Genomic DNA, 17670 nt, shown 5'->3' on the forward strand with positions numbered 1-17670 from the left:
CGCTTTCTCCCTAAGGTGAACGTTGTCGACCATGGAGGCGAGGAATGGCGGCCCATCAGGAGGCTGGGCCACGTCCCTTGACCCCGGGATAGGTTGCCGAGTCAGGCTCTGCTTATTCCGTCAACTCTGATAGCGGTTTGCCAAACAGATCTCCTTCCACGGTGAGGTGCCAGAGCCTACCACCGCTTGGGTCCGCCCTGGAGTCTGCACCCCATCGGGCGGGCCCATGAAGGGGTTGCTCTTCCCCTCTCTCTGCTTGGTAGCCGGGGATTAACCACACTCCGAGAGCAGGTACTTCGCGAGGGGCATTTCTTTGAGCAGTGGCTCCTCCTTCACGACTCACGTCCCGCCGTGGCTGCCGCTCCGACATCTTGCCAAGAGGACCTCGGCCCAAGCGTCCGCTAAGACGGATGCGCTCTTTCTCTTCTTTGCACTTCGGATCGACCCATAGGGTTAGGCCGGCAAAATGAATGTGCCGCGCCAGCTGTCCATCGTGGAAGCGGAACACAACGTCCAGGTGAGTGGAGTCATTCGCCACCGCAGCCAGGAGCCTCAACCGCTCACTGTGGAACAACGGCAGACCTTCCCACTCTTCCCCCACACCGCCAGTGCGGGTCTCGCGGTCGACTCGGCTACCCTCCACTCTCTTCTGCCCGCAATTAGTCGCCATCCATGCGAAGCAAGCGACAGGGATCAAAAGACTCTTCTCCTTGTCCCCCGACTCTGCCCTCTTCCAAAACGACTTCCGATCTTTCAAAAACGCGATAAGTTCAAGACCCGCTCACTCCGCTCCCATGTTTTCGTCCACCGGGGATAGGCTATGAGGAAGATCTTAAGAAAAGGCATCCTTATGCTATTGGACCAATGGGGAGTTAGGGGAGGAAGACACGTTCATCCAACAGCCGCGCAAGCCCGGCACTGTTGCCAGGTGACCAGCCCAAAGCGCGGCGCCAGACCACGTCGCTTTCCATGCAAAGGTAAACCAGCACGTCTGGTGCCAAGCGCCTGATGCGGTTGTACACGAAACGGTACATTTCTTCCCGCAGTGGGCGGAAGTAGCGGAACTTCCCGTCTCTGCCGGGGAGAAGTTCACCCAGAGGCAGATCGCAGTGTGGATGGCGGGCACGGATCAGTTCGTCCAGAGCCGGCGGATAGCGCAATGCGCCCAGGCTTATCCAAGCGATGTTCTTTGGCCGGATAACTGAGAAGACCTGATCGACCACTCCAGCGTAGCCCTCTTGCCACCCCTTGTACCAAACGAGCGGGTCGAAGTGAAAACCCAAGCGATAGCCGGCCTCTTGCGCCAGGCGCGCCGCTTCCAGTCGTCTGGCCACGGGAGCACTGCCGGGTTCATGGAGAGATGCTACCTCTTCACTATTCAGCGACCAGGAGAGCACCGTGCGCCGCCCGTGGTTGAGCGCAAGAAGACCCTCCACCTGACCACTCTTGGTCTTGAGCTCCAATAGGGCGTTCTTCTTGTCGGCAAAATACCTTATGAGCTCTTCATTCAATCCAACCAGATGCTCGAAAACCAGGCTATCTGTCAGCTCCCCCGTTCCAATGCGCACCGCCTTGCGGTTCTGCACAGTGAAGAACTCATCGAGCTCACGCCAGAGTTGCTCGGTGTTTGCAAAGACGGTGAGGTTGAGCCATCCTAAGTAGCTCTGGAGAATGCAGTAGTCGCAGCCGATGGTGCACCCGGTGGCCACGTTCAGGTTAAGGTAGCCGCAGCAGATGTAATCTTTCGTGCCGGGGCACGGCTTAAGAAAACGCCCGCGCTGCTCCGCCAGCACAAGGAGACCTTGCCCATGTTGCCCACCTTCAGGCTCCAAAAGAGGCCTGGCCTCCGGGACCACGACCCTTGAGGCCTGCGGCAGCCGTTCCAGCACACGCCGCGTCAATGGAGCGTGCTCGACGGCTGCTTCTATGAGGATTGTATGTGGGATGAACGGTCGATGCTCCACGGTGCGCACTTCCTCTGCAGCGTCACGGAAGAGCGAGCGCTTCCTGCAGGACTGGGCACTCGGCCACTTGCGCCAATTTGCGTGCAGCCTCACGGAGAGCCTCCACAGAACTGAAGTGCATGGTGCACTGCCAGTCTTCACCCTCAAAATGAGGGGGAGGTGTCATACGCACATTTGGAGGGAGATTCATTTGCCTCACCAGCTCCTGTGCCTTCCTCTCCGCTGCAGCCAGGTGCGGGAAGCGTTGCGCCCGCAGCCACGCGAACAAGCGCTCTGCCCTTTGTGTTGGGGTCAAGTCTGCGGACTGGAGAACCCCCTTCGACTCCGGAGAAGTCACGATCGCCTCCATAGTGCACGACCGCTGACGGGCCAGGTCCTCCAGCAGACGCAGCAGGATGCGTTGCTGGTTCTTGCCCAGGCGCAACTCCGATATCACATGGAAAATAGCGTTGGCCTCCCCTTCCGGCTTTGCCGCAAGCCGCACGGCCACCTCATGAGAGAGGCGATCTTCAGCCAACCACCGCCGCATCGGCTCGCCCAATCGGGCCATTGCTACATAGCGTTGAAAGACCTCAGTGCTGCGGGGAAGACCGAGCAGGGGCAGGTAACGCTGGACGATCTCCTCTTGTCCCACGCCGAACTGCGCGTGCAATTTCGCCAGAGCCGTCGCACACTCCACGGCATTCAGCACACGGCCGCCCACGTTGTCGCAAAGCGCTTGTACAAAGAGCGCTAAGGGCGGAGCATTTTTGTCGACACACCAGGCCTGCACCTGCTGGCAGCCCAGCCGCGCAAGCAGCTCGCAGCGACGAAATCCGCATACGATCCGCCACATCCCATCTGCGCGACGTTGGAGCGTCGGGGGATTCACCAACCCTATTTCGCCCAACGACATCGCGAGTCCAGAAAGGGCAGGCCCCCAGCTCACCCGGTAGAAACCGTCCTCCAGGTCAATTTCGCTCAACCTCACCTCTCGGAGCGTGCGCTCGATGCGACAGGCCGCATCCATCGCCTTGGTTCCTCCTCGATTGACCTCTCCTGCCATAAAGTCTACGACAACGCCTCATCAAATTCAAGGAGAAAAGCGGCGCACCGCAAATAGGTGTTGACAATGCCGGCATTTTTTCTTATCATAAAGGTCACAAAACGGCGCATCCACTTGCGAAAGGGACTCCGGGATGACCTCCTTTCTTGAAGGGCTCTTACACGGCTCGCAGACCCTGGCGGACTTTATGTGGGGCAACTGGATGATCGCGCTCTTGGTGGGCACCGGCGTGCTGCTGACGGTGATGACGCGCGGCATCCAGGTACGCAAGTTCTTTTTATCGCTAAAGTTCGCTCTGAGTGGGGCCTCCAAAAAGAGTGACGTCCACGCCAAGCAGGGCGACATCTCGCCTTTTGCGGCACTGATGACTGCCCTTGCAGCTACGGTTGGTAATGGGAACATCGCCGGCGTGGCGACGGCAATTGCCACCGGCGGACCCGGTGCACCCTTTTGGATGTGGGTCTCGGCTCTATTCGGGATGGCCACGAAATACGCAGAAGGCTTTCTGGGGGTCAAGTACCGCAAGGTCGCCGAAGATGGCTCCATGGCCGGTGGGCCTATGTACTACTGCCGCTATGGCATTAAGTGGCAGCCACTGGCGAAGGTGTTGGGCATGGTGTTCGCCGTCTGCGGGGCCTTTACGGCGCTCTTTGGCACCGGCAACATGATGCAGTCCAACTCGATGGCGCTGGCGTTCAAGACCCAGTTCCATGTGCCGACACTTGTGAGCGCGGTGGTCATCACCGTTCTCGTGGGCTTGGTCATCCTGGGCGGCATCAAACGCATCGGGGCAGTGGCGGAACGCCTGGTGCCTACGATGATTCTGTTCTATCTGGCGGGTGCGGCTATCATCCTGATTGCCAAAGCGTCGGCCATCGATGATGCCTTCGCTCTCATATTCCGCTCGGCCTTCTCTCTCCGCGCAGCGGGGGGCGCATTGATCGGCACCACGCTGCAGAAAGCGATCAGCCTCGGTGTGCGGCGCGGTGTCCTGTCCAACGAGGCAGGTTTGGGGTCTGCGGCCATCGCCCAGGCTGCGGCCAAGTCCCCTGACCCAACCTACAACGGCTTGGTCGCCATGACGGGCGTGTTCATCGACACCTTGTTGGTCAACACCCTGACCACCCTGACGATCGTGGTCACCGGCGTGTGGATGCTCACGCCAGCTGCAGGGGTGGAGCTCCTGCGTGAGGGCACGCGTTTGACGCCAGACCTGGTTGCTGCGCTGCCCCACACCGCCAGGGAGCTGGCCGGGCGCATCGGCTACGATCTGGCCAACGGCGGGCTGTCCAGCACCGCCCTCACCACTACCGCCTTCAATTCGGTCATCCCCTTCGGTGGATGGATTGTCGCCCTCGGCTCGTTTCTCTTTGGCTACACCACGCTCATCGGCTGGGCCTACTACGGTGAGCAGTGCATCGAGTACATCTGGGGCCTCAAGTCTACTACCCCCTATAGGCTCGTGTACATCGTGCTCCTCTTCCTTGGGGCCCTCATGACCGGCAAATACTTGAACATCGTCTGGTACGTGGGCGATACGGCCAATGCGATTATGGCGTTCCCTAATTTGATTGGCCTGCTTCTGCTGTCCGGCGTGGTGGCAAAGGTGACAAAATACCATTTTTTGGAGCAGATGGAGCGCTGAGCCGGCAAGGACAAAATCCTCCCACCCTCCGGCACTATGTGTACATTGTGCGGTGCAGCGATGGCTCCTTCTACACCGGCTGTACCAAGGACCTCCAGGCGCGCCTGCGCCGCCACAATGGTGAATTGCCGGGAGGAGCACGCTATACGCGCACGCGCAGGCCTGTGGTATTGGTCTTTTTAGAGGAATACGCCACATTGCGACAAGCACGGAAACGAGAGCAAGCAATCAAGCGCCTTTCCCGGGCAGCGAAGGAGGCACTCATCGCCAACCAAGCGGCACCGTGCACCGCGGGCGCCAATGTCTTGCAGAACGCCGGCGGGCAGGACTGCGCCATAAACCTCGCCGGCGGCAAGAGCAAGAAGACGACTCCGACCCGCATTGACCTGGACGAGCTATACAAGTCGCTCCGGAAACCGACGCCAAAGCCTACGGTGGTGCACAGAGATCGGCGGAAGTACTCCCGGAAGCAGAAGCACCCCAAGCCACCTGAGGAAGAAACATGACAGCCGGAGGGAGGCCCAGAATTCTGACGCCTTCACCCATCGCGGTGCGGGAGCTCTGCTGCAAATCAGCGCTGACCCCATCGCGCATCCCGGGCATCGATTATGCACTGAACCCCTACGTGGGATGCGCGCATGGCTGCCGCTACTGCTACGCGGATTTTATGCGTCGCTTCACCGGGCACAGCGAGGCCTGGGGCACCTTTGTGGACGTGCGCGTAAATGCTCCGCAGAAATTGGCCAAGGAGCTGGAACGTACCAAGCCGGGGGTGGTATCTCTGAGCACCGTGACCGACCCATACCAGCCCCTGGAGGCGCGCTACCGCCTTACTCGCGCCTGCCTCGAGATCCTTGCGCGGTGGCCCTTTCAGGTGTCCATCCTCACCAAGTCCCCTTTGGTCACCCGCGACATCGACGTGCTACGCTCCATCGAAGAATGCGAGGTGGGGCTCACCATCACGACCGATGACGAGCATGAGCAGGTGCGCAGGCTGTTCGAGCCGCGCGCTCCAAACATTGTTGCGCGTCTTAACGCTCTCAGCAGGCTCAAGAAGGCTGGCCTGACCACCTATGCCTTCGTGGGGCCGGCGTTGCCCATGAACCCTCATCGGCTGGCAAGCCTGCTCCAAGGGCTGGTGGATGAAGTACTGGTGGACAGGATGAACTACGCCCACAAGGTGGTGTCGATCTACCGCCGTCACGGGCTGATGCGGTTTCTTTCTGAGGAGTATTTTGCTGAGGTACAAGAGGCCCTTTCCGGGGTTGGGGTTTGGTGAGAGGGCCGAATACGGACCTTGACTCCGTGTCGAGCATCGCAAGTGCCAGGAGCACAAGTTGAAGACTGGGGCGCTCATTGCCATAGACAAATCACAAACGATGGGAGGAGGTGAGCGGGCCGTAGTTGCCCTGAACACCCGCCCTCAGAGCCTTTCGGCGCCAGAGGTGGAAATCCTGCGCGACCAGCTGCAACGCCGGATCTTGGGCAAGACGGTGGCCACCATCCATGTGCCGGAGCGATTTCTGAAGCATCTTCCACCCCGACCTGAAGCCCTGCTGCAAGGTTCACGTGGAGCCGGCGTCCGACGCATCGCCACCTGGCTCGCATTGGATCTGGATACTGGCCTTTCGCTCGTGCTCGCCTTGGCTCAAGGGGGCGCTCTGGCCTGGCGTGAGGAGGCGAGTGACGGCGGAGACGAACACCTCCTCCGGGTGCATTTTGCACACGGCAGAACCCTGTTGGCCGCACTGCCGATGACCGAAGCTGTTGCCTTGGTGCCTGCGCAGCGGTTCCCGGTTCTGCCCGCCGTCAAGAAGCTGGGCCCAGATGTGCTGTCCGCAGAGTTTAGCCTACAGGCTCTCAATGCTACTCTGGCGCGAGCCCGGAGCCGCCCGCTCCGTTCCCTGCTTCTCGACCAACGCAAGATCGCGGGGCTTGACGCTTGGCTTGCCGACGAGATCCTTCTTCGGGCCAGACTGCACCCCTGCACGCCATCCGGACGCCTCACCCCGCAGCAAGCGCGCGGGCTCTTTGAGGCCATATGCACCGTGCTCCGCCAAGTGCTGCAGCGAGGTGGCTCAGCCGCCACAGGGTTTTTGGACCTTGAGGGGCGAAAAGGCACGTTCGAGCCCGTAGGGTGGGGTGAACACCGCCGCACATGCCCTGTGTGCGGCACCTCACTGGCCCGTGCCCTTTGCGGGCGACGGCGCGCCATCCTGTGCCCAACATGCCAAGGGCTGCCATGACCACCACAAAGAAATTGACCACAAACATCCCTGCGGATGCTAAACTGGCGGGGCTGTCCCTACACCAGTTGGTACGCTGGCACCTTGTGCACTACTCGGCTCTTGGCGTCCAGGATGTCTACAAGATGTTCTACCAGGCGGCTTTTGGCCCCAAGCACCTCCTGGCCGACCCAGAAGGAGCGTTACGCAGCCTCCAGCGGGAATTTGAGCAGTTATCCCCCGCCATCGGAGAACCCTTGGTTGAGCCTCTCGCACCGGATTGGACCGTGGTACGTTTGAACCTCCGTCCGTACAAGGCGCGGTGCCCCTCCATCCACCCTCTATGGGAAGCCATTGTAGAAACTGCAAGGAGCATGGTTGACAACCCAGAGCTTTTGCACTCCTTGTGGTCCGAGTTCCGCGCCGCCGTACGCGCCGGGGAACTGCCCTTTTCAGAGGCTGACGTTGAAGTCTTGGACGAGCTTATTCGACAGCATGGTCCTGTTCCTCTTCACCATTCAGAGCAGTACCGGCGCACCCACAAGCCGGCGTACCGCGTGCTCACCAGGAGGGCCTTGGAACACGGCCTACCTCTTGAGCTAAAAGGCGCTTGGGAGGCATTCCCGGCGTCAGACTAAAGCAGCGGAGGAACAGATGTCCTGTTACCTGCGACACCTCAGCAATGAGCTGGCGGAGGCCGGAATCAAGGTCGACGCCGCGAACAAACGTCAGGTGGACCAACTGTTGCACAAGCTGGTCGGTGTGCCCTACAAGAGCTGTCCGAGCGCGTGGAAAAAGCTCAAGGAAGAGCTGCGCGGCAGCACGGACCGGCGAGCAGTGTTTCTCGCCCGGCTGCGCCAAGCCTGGCAAGAGGAGACGAGTTGAGGAAGGAAGGAGAGGAGGTACATGGGTAAGACCTTTGCAGAGAAGATTCTTAGCAAGAAGGCCGGCAAGGAGGTAGAGGCCGGCGAGATCGTGGAAGTAAGTCCCGATGTCGCCATGAGCCACGATAACACCGCAGCCATTGCCAAGACCTTTTACAGTATCGGCGTGGACAAAGTCTTCAATCCCGACATGCATGTGGTCATCCTCGACCACTGTGTGCCTGCAGCCAATGAAAAGTTCGCCCAGAATCACAAAGAGGTGCGTGAGTTCGTGGCGAAACAAGGCATAGAACACTTCTACGACATCCATCGGGGCATTTGCCACCAGGTGCTGCCGGAGGAGGGGTTTGCCCTCCCCGGGGAGCTGATCGTCGGCAGCGACTCACACTCCACCACATACGGCGCCTTTGGTGCGTTTGCCACAGGCATTGGCCGGAGCGAGATGGCGGTCATTTTTGCCACGGGCAAAATCTGGCTCCGGGTCCCCGAGACGATGCGCGTGGTCATCACCGGCACCCTGCCGGAGGGAATCTCCGCGAAAGATGTCATTTTGCACATTATCGGCACGTTGACTGCCGACGGGGCGCTTTACAAGGCGGTGGAGTTCGCGGGACCAGTGGTGCGACAGATGAGCATCGCCGGAAGGATGGTGCTGGCCAACATGGCCGTAGAGATGGGCGCCAAGATCGGCTACGTGGAGCCAGACGACACCACCCTATCCTGGCTGGAAGGCCGCGCGCGGCATCCATTTCAAGTGGTAACATCCGACCCGGATGCGCACATCGAGGAGGAGCACGTCTTCGATGTGAGCAACCTGGAGCCGATGGTGGCCTGCCCGCATACGGTGGATAACGTCAAGCCCGTGCGCGAAGTGAAGGGGGTGAAAGTGGACCAGGTTTTTTTCGGCTCGTGCACAAACGGCAGGCTCGAGGACTTTGCCGAGGTGGCGCGCCTGTTGCGTGGCAGGCGCATCCATCCCTCCACGCGCATGGTAGTAATTCCCGCCTCGCAGCAAGTGCTTAAAGAGGCCCTGGCGGCAGGCTACATCGCAGACCTGGTGGAGGCTGGGGCAGTGCTCGTGAACCCTGGGTGCGGGCCCTGCATGGGCAACCATGAGGGGATACTCGCCCCAGGCGAAGTGACGTTGAGCACTTCCAACCGCAACTTCAAAGGGCGCTTCGGGTGCAAAGACGCCGAAATCTACCTTGCTAGTCCCCTCACGGCAGCGGCCACCGCCCTCACCGGCGTCATTACCGACTTTCGCGAGCTCATGTAACCTCGGGAGCATGGTTCTATGAGTACCATCAAAGGAAAAGCGTGGAAGTATGGCGACGATGTCAATACCGACGTCATTTTCCCCGGCAAGTATACCTACACAGTGACCGACCCTGCGGAGATGGCAAAGGTGGCTATGGAGGACCTGGACCCGCGGTTTGCCCGAGAGGTCCAGCCCGGCGATGTGGTGGTCGGGGGAAAGAACTTTGGGTGCGGCAGCTCACGTGAGCAGGCCGCCTTCTGCCTGAAGTACGCCGGCGTGGGCGCCGTAGTCGCAAAGTCCTTCTCGCGCCTCTACTTCCGTAACTGCATCAATGCCGGGCTCCCCGTGATTCAGTGTCCGGAGGCGGTCGAGGCCATCGAGCACGGGCAAACGGTGGAAATTGACCTGGAACAAGGCACGCTGCGCGTCGGCAAGGCCTCATTCCGGTTTCCTCCTCTGCCTCCAGAGGTTATTGGCATCTTCCAGGCCGGCGGTCTGATCCCCTTTACGCGCAAACGGCTCGGCATCGAGCAGACCCCCTGAGTAGGCGCATTGAGCTGCCCTGCGGCAGAACGACGTGTGGGGGCTCCTTCACTGGGCACTCAGCACGTGTGGAGTGACAAATGGACACGAGAGGTGAAGGGAGCCTGCGACACGAATGAGAGCCATGTGGATCGGAAGGGGAGCAAAGAAAGGAGGTAAAAAAGCGCGAATCAGCGCCCCGTGTACCTTGCAACTGTGTGGATGAGAGGTGGATACAACAAAGCGTACGCCCACAAGGGGACTGAATCGCGCCGCTGTGTCTCTTGGCGGGGCCGACGGGACTCGAACCCGCGACCTCTGGCTTGACAGGCCAGTGTGCTAACCAGCTGCACCACGACCCCTATCCTTCGTGGGCGATACTGGACTCGAACCAGTGACCTCCTGCTTGTAAGGCAGGCGCTCTGAACCACCTGAGCTAACCGCCCGTCTCCCATGTATCAAGAGGGCGACGAAGTCATTCCCGTACGTTGATCCCCTGGCTTTTTGCCTCTCCACAGTATCGCAAGGGGCATGATAACGCAATAACCCGCTACCAACAAGATCGGCGCCACGGTCATGGTCAAGAAACCGTTCACCGGCGGCTGCGCCAAGCAGATATAGCCCACCACGATAACCACCAGCCCGATGGCGGCCAGGACATAGTTAGTCTTCGTCAGGGCAATTCCCTGGCGTCGTGCCTGCGCCGTGTGCTTCTTCGTGTCCTTGTCCTTTTTCATCGCCGGGGTCAAATATACAGAAAAATATGCTCATTGTCAAGCGCAAAAAGCCGGTAGGCACGCTATGAGTTCAGAGCTCCACTTTTGTACGCGTTATTGCCTCCACTAGGACGTAGAAAGGACGGCTTGGTCTTTTGAGCCCCCTGCCTCGGTGGCTTCGACCAAAACCCGACTCTCACCTTCGTCTGCCCAGCAGTGTCCGACCAACTCTCCGCGAGCGCTTGGAGGTCAAAGTTCGACTGACAGAGTTCTTGCCTTGGCGCATTTTGCGGACTGATCCGTGGAGGGATCCCTTTGACCTTTTGCCTAGATTCGGGGAACTGCTTATCCGGCAGCTTTAATTAGCGTGGTAATCCAGGGCAGCACTTCCGGGTATTGACCCGCGTCCAGAACGAACTGTTGGCCGCGGGCGGCTGTGCGAAGAATCACGCGGTCCCCCTGCAAACTCCAGCGGGACCGATTCCCGTGGAAAGAGAGAGCTTCCCTCCCCTGTGCAGGATACAACCACGCAGGAAGACTCCAGTACGAACGCGCACAGCCCTGTGCACTGAGGCATAGTCGCTGGTCATATCGCCGGAAGAAACCTGCTCCCGGGAGCCCGGTACTGTGCCGGCCAAGGTGCAGGACTTGGCTGGAGATGAAGACGACATTGTCAACCCCGCTCGTTTCTTGGAAATGCGGGTGGTATCTCGCCCATGGTGGGGGCATATCCTGTTGCCTATACACTTCGCCCACCTGGAGCCACCCGAAAAGGACATGCAGATGTGGCGCACCAGGAACGTAGCGGTAACTGCCGTACTCAACCTCCACACGTCGGAACCATCCGAAGAAAAGAAAGATGTCACCGGGGGAAATCCCGTGCCGGCTCAGGTGTCTCGCCGGAGCGCCCCTCTGGCCGAATACCGGCCTCCATCCGCGCATCCTTGGCAACATGTCTTCACGCAGGTCAGGATCAAGGTGGCAGGTGTCGCTGCGCCGGATCCTCCCTTTGCTGAGGTCTTCGACCACCTTACCGAGGGAATGACCCTCAACGGCAAGGTCCTGGTATGCTGTGCGAGAAGGCCTGGGGATGGGCAGGGAGAACATCGTCCCATCTGGCATGATGGGACTCGGTATGCCGCCCGCCGAGGAATCAAATCCTTTGCGGCTGAAGATGATTTTCATCAGAAGCACGCAAGAGTGTCCATCTTTGTGAGTGGCGACCACGTTCGGCGAGCTCGCCGACCACCCTTTGAGCCGCCCTGTTGGCCCACTCTGTCTTCCTGCCCGCCGTTCAGTTTATCAAGCACATGCAATGCTGTTCGCCGCATTACATCACTCAGTGCACCTCTTTGCACGGTTGCTGCCCACACCGTCCGTTGAGGATGTCAACATTGGGTGGAAGATCATTTGCCCGGCCTCCAGCATGGGAAATGGTAGCCATATGACTTCACCAGTGCTACACGACCATTACAGGGCAATGACACCATAGCCACGCTGCTCGGCACATGGTTGCCAGAGAGTTCGTCGAAGGCCCAGCTCGCATGCCTGTGAAGGGTAAGGACAACCAGGCAAAGTTGCGCCTTGGCAAAATCGAGTCTACACCAGATGAGGACTCATCCCGTCGGATGTCACTGCGACCCGAGCACCTTCGTGCACTGCAAATCTGTGCCGATCTGGAGTGGCTTCCACCGCTTTTTTCAACGATGGCTGCAGGTAGGGGTCGCCAAAACCTGCAACAGTAGTCGGCTGATTTGCTTGTCGCGCACCCCCCGGTAGCATCACTGCAAGAAGGACAAGCTTGATCGATCGTCCTTCGTTCTGTTCCCTTGACACAATGGCGAGGACGCTGGAGTCTCTTCAGCGGTTCCTCTCGGTTATCGCCCGAGCCAGAAAGTCGTCCATGATCTTATGTAGAGTTGCGGGATCGTCAAGCTGGACGAAATGACGGGCACCTGGCACTTCTTGCATCTCCACCTTAGGGATGGTCTCGACTTGCTTCCGCGCTGCGGCCAGGTACGCCTCCCGCCACACGGGTGGGACGGCGGCTGTTCCAACCACAAGGAGGACAGGCGCAGTGATTTTCTGCACCTCCTGCCTAATGTCCGTGGTGTAGAGCTCGTACATGAACTGTGCCGTTGTCTGGGGGTCTGATTGAGCCGCCACCGGCGCCAACCACGCCAGGGGAGTCGGAGACCTGCACACGCAACTGGGCGTCACTCTGTTGCCGGAAACTCTCCGGAGTCGCAGCGCTGATGGAGCGCCGCATCGCCTCCGCGCGGGGCGTCCACACGTCCGGGGTGGCGCCGGGGTCGAACAGGGCAGGAAGATACGTCGCTCCTTCCACGGAGACCACTGCGGCAACGCGATCCGGAGCCGCAGCAGCAACTCGGTAGGCGATAAACCCGCCCAAACTGTGTCCCACAACAATGACGCGTCTAAGCTTGTGGCTGTCGATGTAGTGGATCAAATCATCGCGCACACGCGTGGTCGAAGGTTCCGGGATGGGCGGGATCCCTGCGAAGCCCGCGAGCGTCACTACGTGCAGGGTATAGCGGTCCTTGTAGTGCTCCACCGTACGCGCCCACACCTGTCCAGGCGAAGTCAGCCCGGGCACGAGAATCATGGGCGGGCCAGAACCTTGGACCTCGACGACGAAACTTCTCTGTTCAAACTCCTGTGCACAACTCGGGATGACAGCGACCAGTAGTAAGCTGCCAAGCGTGATTAGAAATCTCACAGTTCACAAGCTCCTTCCGACTCCGGTGCCCTGGTGGTCCTACCAGCACGAGAACTCGCCAAACCGACACCAGCAGTTGTGCGTCAGTCAACGGCAATCGTTCCGCCCAGACATGCCGCGGGCCCATCCCACACCGGTGACACTGGTCCCTGCTCCCCTCGGTGCCTGCCGCAGCCTTTGAGGCGCATGCCCAATCCTCCTGGCCCTGGGAGTCCACCAAAGCACACTCCTATCTCTTCACATGCTCTTCGACAAGGGCCTGCGTCCGTGCCATGAGCGCCTGCATGGCTTTGACTGCCACCTCTGGCTTCTCCGTCTTGGCAATCTTGGCCATGAGGCGTCCGCGACCTCGACACCAACGAGGGTCCCATTCCAGCAAGAGCCCCGATGTGAGCTCCTGCCCATCCAGAGCCGCGAGGTGCGGTGCGAGCAAAGCGACCGCATCAGATTCAAGATGGAGCTCAACCCCGATCTCGTCTGCACGATTGACGAACTCGTAATGGAGACCTCCGGGCCACTCGTCTGCGCGGACCTGACGATAATTTCTTGCGTGGCCGCGAGTTCGCCATTCCTCATCCGCGATCCGGTCATATGCGTCGGTCACCGCAGAGAAGGCTGGGTCGAGCTCAGTCTTTTCCCTTTTCTGGAGGGTTCGAGAAGCAACGTCACTGGCCCGCGACACCAGAATCCGTGGCACGAGTATTCTGCCGTCGTCGAACTTGCTAATGCAGACAAGGCGAACGTCAATGTCGCTGTGCTCAGTGATAAACCGGACAATGCGGATGAGGTCTTCAGGCGCCGAATCCACCGCAATGACAAGACGAATGCGCCCAGCGCGAAGGTTGGTAGCGCACTGCCTTCGGATGAGGGTGCTCTGCTCCGCGCCGACAAGTTCCAGGAGCGCTACGCCTAAGGCACCGTCAACAATCTCGTCGAGTTCATCAAAGGTCAAATTCGACAGGTCGGCGACATAGTCGAACGCCTGAGCCACAACCTCCCGCCGGGATTGCGCATTGCGGGCGAGTTTGACCTCGACAGCCACAGGTAGGCCCTCTTTGTCCACAAGGAGAAGATCAAGGCTGCCCGCCGCTGGAAGGGCAACTTCCGTTTGAACCGTGGCGACGGCCGGTTCCGATTCCTTCAGGACAAGGTACGGACAACGCTCAAGGCATGCCTTCAATTCACCTTCGTCCTTGAACGGTTCTTTCACCATCTTGACCATGCGGCTGTCACGCTGGAGTGCGATTGGCATGGCGTTCCCTCCCTTTCGCTTGTGCAAGCATAGCATGACCCGGCGCCTTTTGGAGTACTCTGGGACATGTCTGGTGACGTAATGTGAATGCGCCGTCGCTTTTCAAAAACGAAAATTCTTGCAGGGTGCGCACCAAATGGCTCTCCTAGATGAGACTGAACGAGATGTGGCCCAACCCCGACGCAAGACAAGAGGCCCTCCCCGGAGTTCTCATCTTCGGCCTAGCCTTGCCTGAACCAGGAGTGTAGATGATGATCGTGCTCGGGTCTGCCTGCAAAGAGAACTCCACCCAAAGTCTCAATCGCGAAGAAAATGGCGTGCCCGGTCAGACAGTTTCGGCTTATCAGTGGCGCCGTACTCGAAGGTGCTTCCCCTGCGGAGATTCTTAGACTGCGATTCTAGGGAAATATAGCGAATAGAGTGCATTATGTCAAGGGAATGTCACTTGAGGATCAAAAGGCCAGGGGAGATTTCCATACTGAGACCGCCATCACTCTTGGCGAGAGGGGAGTCTTTCAGGGCGCATCTGCAGCTGAGGCGAACGCTCTTGGTGAAGTGTGCTAACCTACATCGAGATAATGCCGGGCATCCCACCACGCAAAAGGGCGGACCGTGGGATCCGCCCTGCTTATCGCTTTGTTTGTCAGCTGCCCAAAGGCCCACGCCCCTGGGAGGTTCGAACTACTTGGTTGGCAGAATCTTGTAGACTCCGGTACCGCACGCTGGGCACTTCCCCTTCAGTGCGGGTCGACCGTTCTTCATCGTCACGCGCTTGGCGTCGGCGATGTCCACCATCTTCCTGCACTTGACGCAAAACGCCTTGTCCGCCACTGCGATCACCTCCTTTCGGGGCTTCGGGATGGGGTGTCCAGGCATGACATAATATAGCAATTCGCGGCTTAATGTCAAGAGAAATATGCGTCGCGGCAGTTTGTTACTCCTTCGGGATAACCAACAACGTTTCAGCGCGGCCCATACCAGGACATCGCTCCTGAGGTTCTCCACGCCAACTGCAGCTCCAGCGGCATCAGAAGAAGCGGCTGTGCAGGGTAACGGGCCAAAAGGCGCAGGTACCCTTGCTCCACGTCGGATAAAGGACTACCGCCCCGCACCGATGGTGCACCTGGCATGAGAGCCTCCACATTGATCAGTCCCGGCCGTGGCAGTTCCACCACCTCCACTTCTGCGCCGGGCCGGATGCCAGCACGGGCCCTTGCCATGTCAACGGCTTGTGAGAGTCCACCCACTTCGTCCACCAGCCCCCGCGCTTTTGCCGCAACACCGGACCAAATGCGCCCTTGGGCGATCTCTTCCACCGCTTCCGGCGCCATGCCTCGCCCTTGCGCCACCTTGTGGACAAAAACGCGATAGAACTGACGAATCACCGCTTCCACCCGCGCCTTCTCTTCGTGCGTCAAGTTTCGGTCAGGAATCTGCACCCCGAGAATGGGCAGCGTGATGCCAAAGCCCAAGTCGGCGTGCTCGCCCACCTGCACATGGTCGCTCGACATTCCCAGCCGGTCGCCCAGCCCTTTGTTCCATAGCCAGCCGCCGATCACGCCTATGGAACCGGTGATGGTGGCAGGGGTGGAAACAATGCTATCGCCATACATCGAAAGCCAGTAGCCGCCGGAGCCGGCCACGCTCCCTTGGCTGACGATGACCGGCTTTTTCTCTCGACACTTTCTCACGGCTTCGGCAACCAAGTCTGAGGCAAGAGCATCCCCTCCGGGCGAATCCACGCGCAGCACCACCGCCTTGATGCGCTTCTTTTCTGCCACGCGCAAGAGAACCCTTTCCAGCGCCCGCGCCCTGATCCCCCGGTCCAGGTCACATTCACCGATGGCATAGACCACAGCCACCTGCGGTCTGCGGCCCCATTCGCGTGGGAGGTACTCACGCTTGGCCAGTTGCCCAGGGGTGAGCTTCCTTTTTGTACCAGCGAAATCCTTCAAGAGCCGACCAATGTCCTTCCAGCGCGCCAGGGTGTCCACCAGGTGGGCATGCACGGCCTCTTCAGGCAGGAACAGCACCACGTTATTGATGAGCGAGTCGAACTGAGCCGAGGACATGCCGCGACTGGCGCACACCTCGCTGCGCACAAGTTCGTACTGGTCGTTCAGCCACGCCTGCCTCTGTTCGCGATCGGCTTCTGACATCTGCTCGCGCGAATACACCTCGGCCGCGGATTTGTACTTGAAGTAACGCCATTCCTCCCACCCGAGGCCCAGTTTTTCGAGGGTGCCCTTCAAGAACGTGCGGCCGGCCACATAGCCCTGCAGGGTGAGCATCCCCTCGGGGTCCAGCACCACGCGGTCTGCGACACTTGCCAGGTGGTACTCGGTCATGCTGCCACGATCGATGTAGACGAGCACCTTCTTGCCTGCGCGACGGAGTTGGGCAAGCTGGGTGCGGATCTCCCAAGCCAGCTGGGGCGTCACCGCCAGGCCGGAAAGGTTTAGTGCCACAACGGCGACGCGCGGGTCCTCAGCAGCGTCCTTCAACGTGAAGAGCAGCTCGCTCAACGTGCGGCCCGGCAGGTCAATGAACCGGTTGCGCTGGTAGAGCACTTGCCCTTTGAGCTCCAGCTGCACCGAGCATTTCTGGCGCAAGAGGTAAGAATCGAGCACGTTAGGGGTGCCTTTGCCCACGCGCACGCTGTACGTGGTCAGTGCTGGACCACCTCCCTCAGGCGTTCGCCGCTGCACACCCGCCCCCATTCTGCCGAGGCTGATGTTCACCCCGAGGGAAAACGCCTCGCCGCGAAAATAGCGTCCCACCAGGTACAGGCCAGGGAACGCCTGGACCGCTGCGCCTGCGCTCCAGCGGCCATCGGCAAGATGCTGACGATCATGGACGCTGAGGTCGGCAAAGAGTGTCAGGAAATCAGTCCCCAGTGGCCTGAGCCCCAATTCGGCCATGAGCTCCTGCCGGTTCAGGCGAGGGGCATGCCAACCAGCCGCGCCTACGGAGACAAACCGAAGCGGGCGCGCGAGCACTCCTCCGTACCAGATTGCCGCCGGCCCACCGCGCGACCAGCCATAGCCCGCCCCGATTGATAGGCCGCCATCGCCGACCGCCATGGCCAAGCGATAGTGACGCACAGCCTCGCCCGGGAGGCGCTCTTCCACCATTCCGAACCCGACGTTCGGCACAGCCGCAAAGAGGCCCCAACGCACCAGGTCCTCCTGCTGGCTAACAAATGCCGCTCTTAGGTCGGGACCATGCACATGTGGAAGGACTGCAGGGTTGACAAAACCCAGCAATCCGTTGCCGAGCGCACCAGGAGAGGCAGGGAGCAGGTCGTCATAGCTTCCGTAGAGCATGGGCAGCTGCTGGCCCAGCACGCCCGCTGGTAGCAGGCACAGGATGATTCCCGCCAGCGCTTTGCAACTCCTCATTGCGCACCTCCTTGCACG

General features: G+C 59.9%; 16 protein-coding genes, 2 tRNA genes and 1 pseudogene. 8 read left to right on the forward strand and 11 right to left on the reverse strand.

Translation table 11 applies throughout. The annotated features are described in order from the left end of the window. Positions 1–872 precede the first annotated feature (872 nt). Positions 873–2057 (reverse strand): DNA photolyase, encoded by a 1185-nt coding sequence (locus tag ONB25_09115; GenBank protein MDZ7393038.1) that lies wholly within the window; start codon positions 2055–2057, stop codon positions 873–875. Continuing rightward, positions 1987–2973, reverse strand: a complete 987-nt coding sequence (locus ONB25_09120) for a hypothetical protein (protein ID MDZ7393039.1) — start codon at positions 2971–2973, stop codon at positions 1987–1989. The genes ONB25_09115 and ONB25_09120 overlap by 71 nt, the downstream gene beginning before the upstream one ends. A gap of 169 nt (positions 2974–3142) precedes the next feature. Between ONB25_09120 and ONB25_09125 the strand changes: the two genes are divergently transcribed. The 8 genes and pseudogenes from ONB25_09125 (at position 3143) to ONB25_09160 (ending at position 9564) form a co-directional block, all read left to right on the forward strand. Next, entirely contained in the window at positions 3143–4654 is a 1512-nt protein-coding gene (locus tag ONB25_09125; GenBank protein MDZ7393040.1) for an amino acid carrier protein, read from the forward strand. Then, a pseudogene (locus ONB25_09130) lies at positions 4651–4923 on the forward strand (GIY-YIG nuclease family protein). Before ONB25_09125 ends, ONB25_09130 begins: the two are co-directional and overlap by 4 nt. A 233-nt stretch (positions 4924–5156) precedes the next feature. Next, a complete protein-coding gene (locus ONB25_09135) occupies positions 5157–5933 on the forward strand; it encodes a radical SAM protein (protein ID MDZ7393041.1) in 777 nt (258 codons plus the stop codon). 58 nt (positions 5934–5991) lie between these two features. Next, positions 5992–6900 (forward strand): hypothetical protein, encoded by a 909-nt coding sequence (locus ONB25_09140; GenBank protein MDZ7393042.1) that lies wholly within the window; start codon positions 5992–5994, stop codon positions 6898–6900. Continuing rightward, the gene (locus ONB25_09145) at positions 6897–7517 is read left to right on the forward strand and encodes a hypothetical protein (protein MDZ7393043.1); all 621 of its coding nucleotides are present in this window, start codon (positions 6897–6899) and stop codon (positions 7515–7517) included. The genes ONB25_09140 and ONB25_09145 overlap by 4 nt, the downstream gene beginning before the upstream one ends. 16 nt (positions 7518–7533) lie before the next feature. Then, on the forward strand, positions 7534–7764 hold the full coding sequence (locus ONB25_09150; protein MDZ7393044.1) for a hypothetical protein: 231 nt from the start codon (positions 7534–7536) through the stop codon (positions 7762–7764). Between the two features lie 21 nt (positions 7765–7785). Then, on the forward strand, positions 7786–9039 hold the full coding sequence (locus ONB25_09155) for a 3-isopropylmalate dehydratase large subunit (protein MDZ7393045.1): 1254 nt from the start codon (positions 7786–7788) through the stop codon (positions 9037–9039). A gap of 18 nt (positions 9040–9057) precedes the next feature. Beyond that, positions 9058–9564, forward strand: coding sequence for a 3-isopropylmalate dehydratase small subunit (locus tag ONB25_09160; GenBank protein ID MDZ7393046.1), 507 nt, complete (start codon positions 9058–9060; stop codon positions 9562–9564). 264 nt (positions 9565–9828) lie between these two features. Here the strand turns inward: ONB25_09160 and ONB25_09165 are convergent. From ONB25_09165 to ONB25_09205, 9 genes are all read right to left on the reverse strand, one after another. Next, positions 9829–9905, reverse strand: a tRNA-Asp gene (locus tag ONB25_09165). Between the two features lie 9 nt (positions 9906–9914). After that, a tRNA-Val gene (locus ONB25_09170) sits at positions 9915–9989 on the reverse strand. A 12-nt stretch (positions 9990–10001) separates the two neighbouring features. Beyond that, on the reverse strand, positions 10002–10280 hold the full coding sequence (locus ONB25_09175) for a DUF3098 domain-containing protein (GenBank protein ID MDZ7393047.1): 279 nt from the start codon (positions 10278–10280) through the stop codon (positions 10002–10004). Between the two features lie 324 nt (positions 10281–10604). Continuing rightward, a complete protein-coding gene (locus ONB25_09180) occupies positions 10605–11444 on the reverse strand; it encodes a hypothetical protein (GenBank protein MDZ7393048.1) in 840 nt (279 codons plus the stop codon). Positions 11445–12119: 675 nt separating this feature from the next. Beyond that, positions 12120–12386 carry an alpha/beta hydrolase gene (locus ONB25_09185; protein ID MDZ7393049.1) on the reverse strand — a complete coding sequence of 89 codons (267 nt, stop codon included), beginning with the start codon at positions 12384–12386 and terminating at the stop codon, positions 12120–12122. After that, entirely contained in the window at positions 12358–12999 is a 642-nt protein-coding gene (locus ONB25_09190) for an alpha/beta hydrolase (protein MDZ7393050.1), read from the reverse strand. Before ONB25_09190 ends, ONB25_09185 begins: the two co-directional genes overlap by 29 nt. Before the next feature lie 229 nt (positions 13000–13228). Continuing rightward, positions 13229–14251, reverse strand: coding sequence for a hypothetical protein (locus ONB25_09195; GenBank protein ID MDZ7393051.1), 1023 nt, complete (start codon positions 14249–14251; stop codon positions 13229–13231). Positions 14252–14932: 681 nt separating this feature from the next. Further along, positions 14933–15082 carry a DUF5679 domain-containing protein gene (locus ONB25_09200; protein ID MDZ7393052.1) on the reverse strand — a complete coding sequence of 50 codons (150 nt, stop codon included), beginning with the start codon at positions 15080–15082 and terminating at the stop codon, positions 14933–14935. A 131-nt stretch (positions 15083–15213) separates the two neighbouring features. After that, positions 15214–17652, reverse strand: a complete 2439-nt coding sequence (locus ONB25_09205) for a S49 family peptidase (protein MDZ7393053.1) — start codon at positions 17650–17652, stop codon at positions 15214–15216. Between the last annotated feature and the right edge of the window lie 18 nt (positions 17653–17670).

The organism is candidate division KSB1 bacterium, assembly GCA_034506335.1.
GTDB lineage: Bacteria > Zhuqueibacterota > Zhuqueibacteria > JANLFK01 > Oleimicrobiaceae > Oleimicrobium.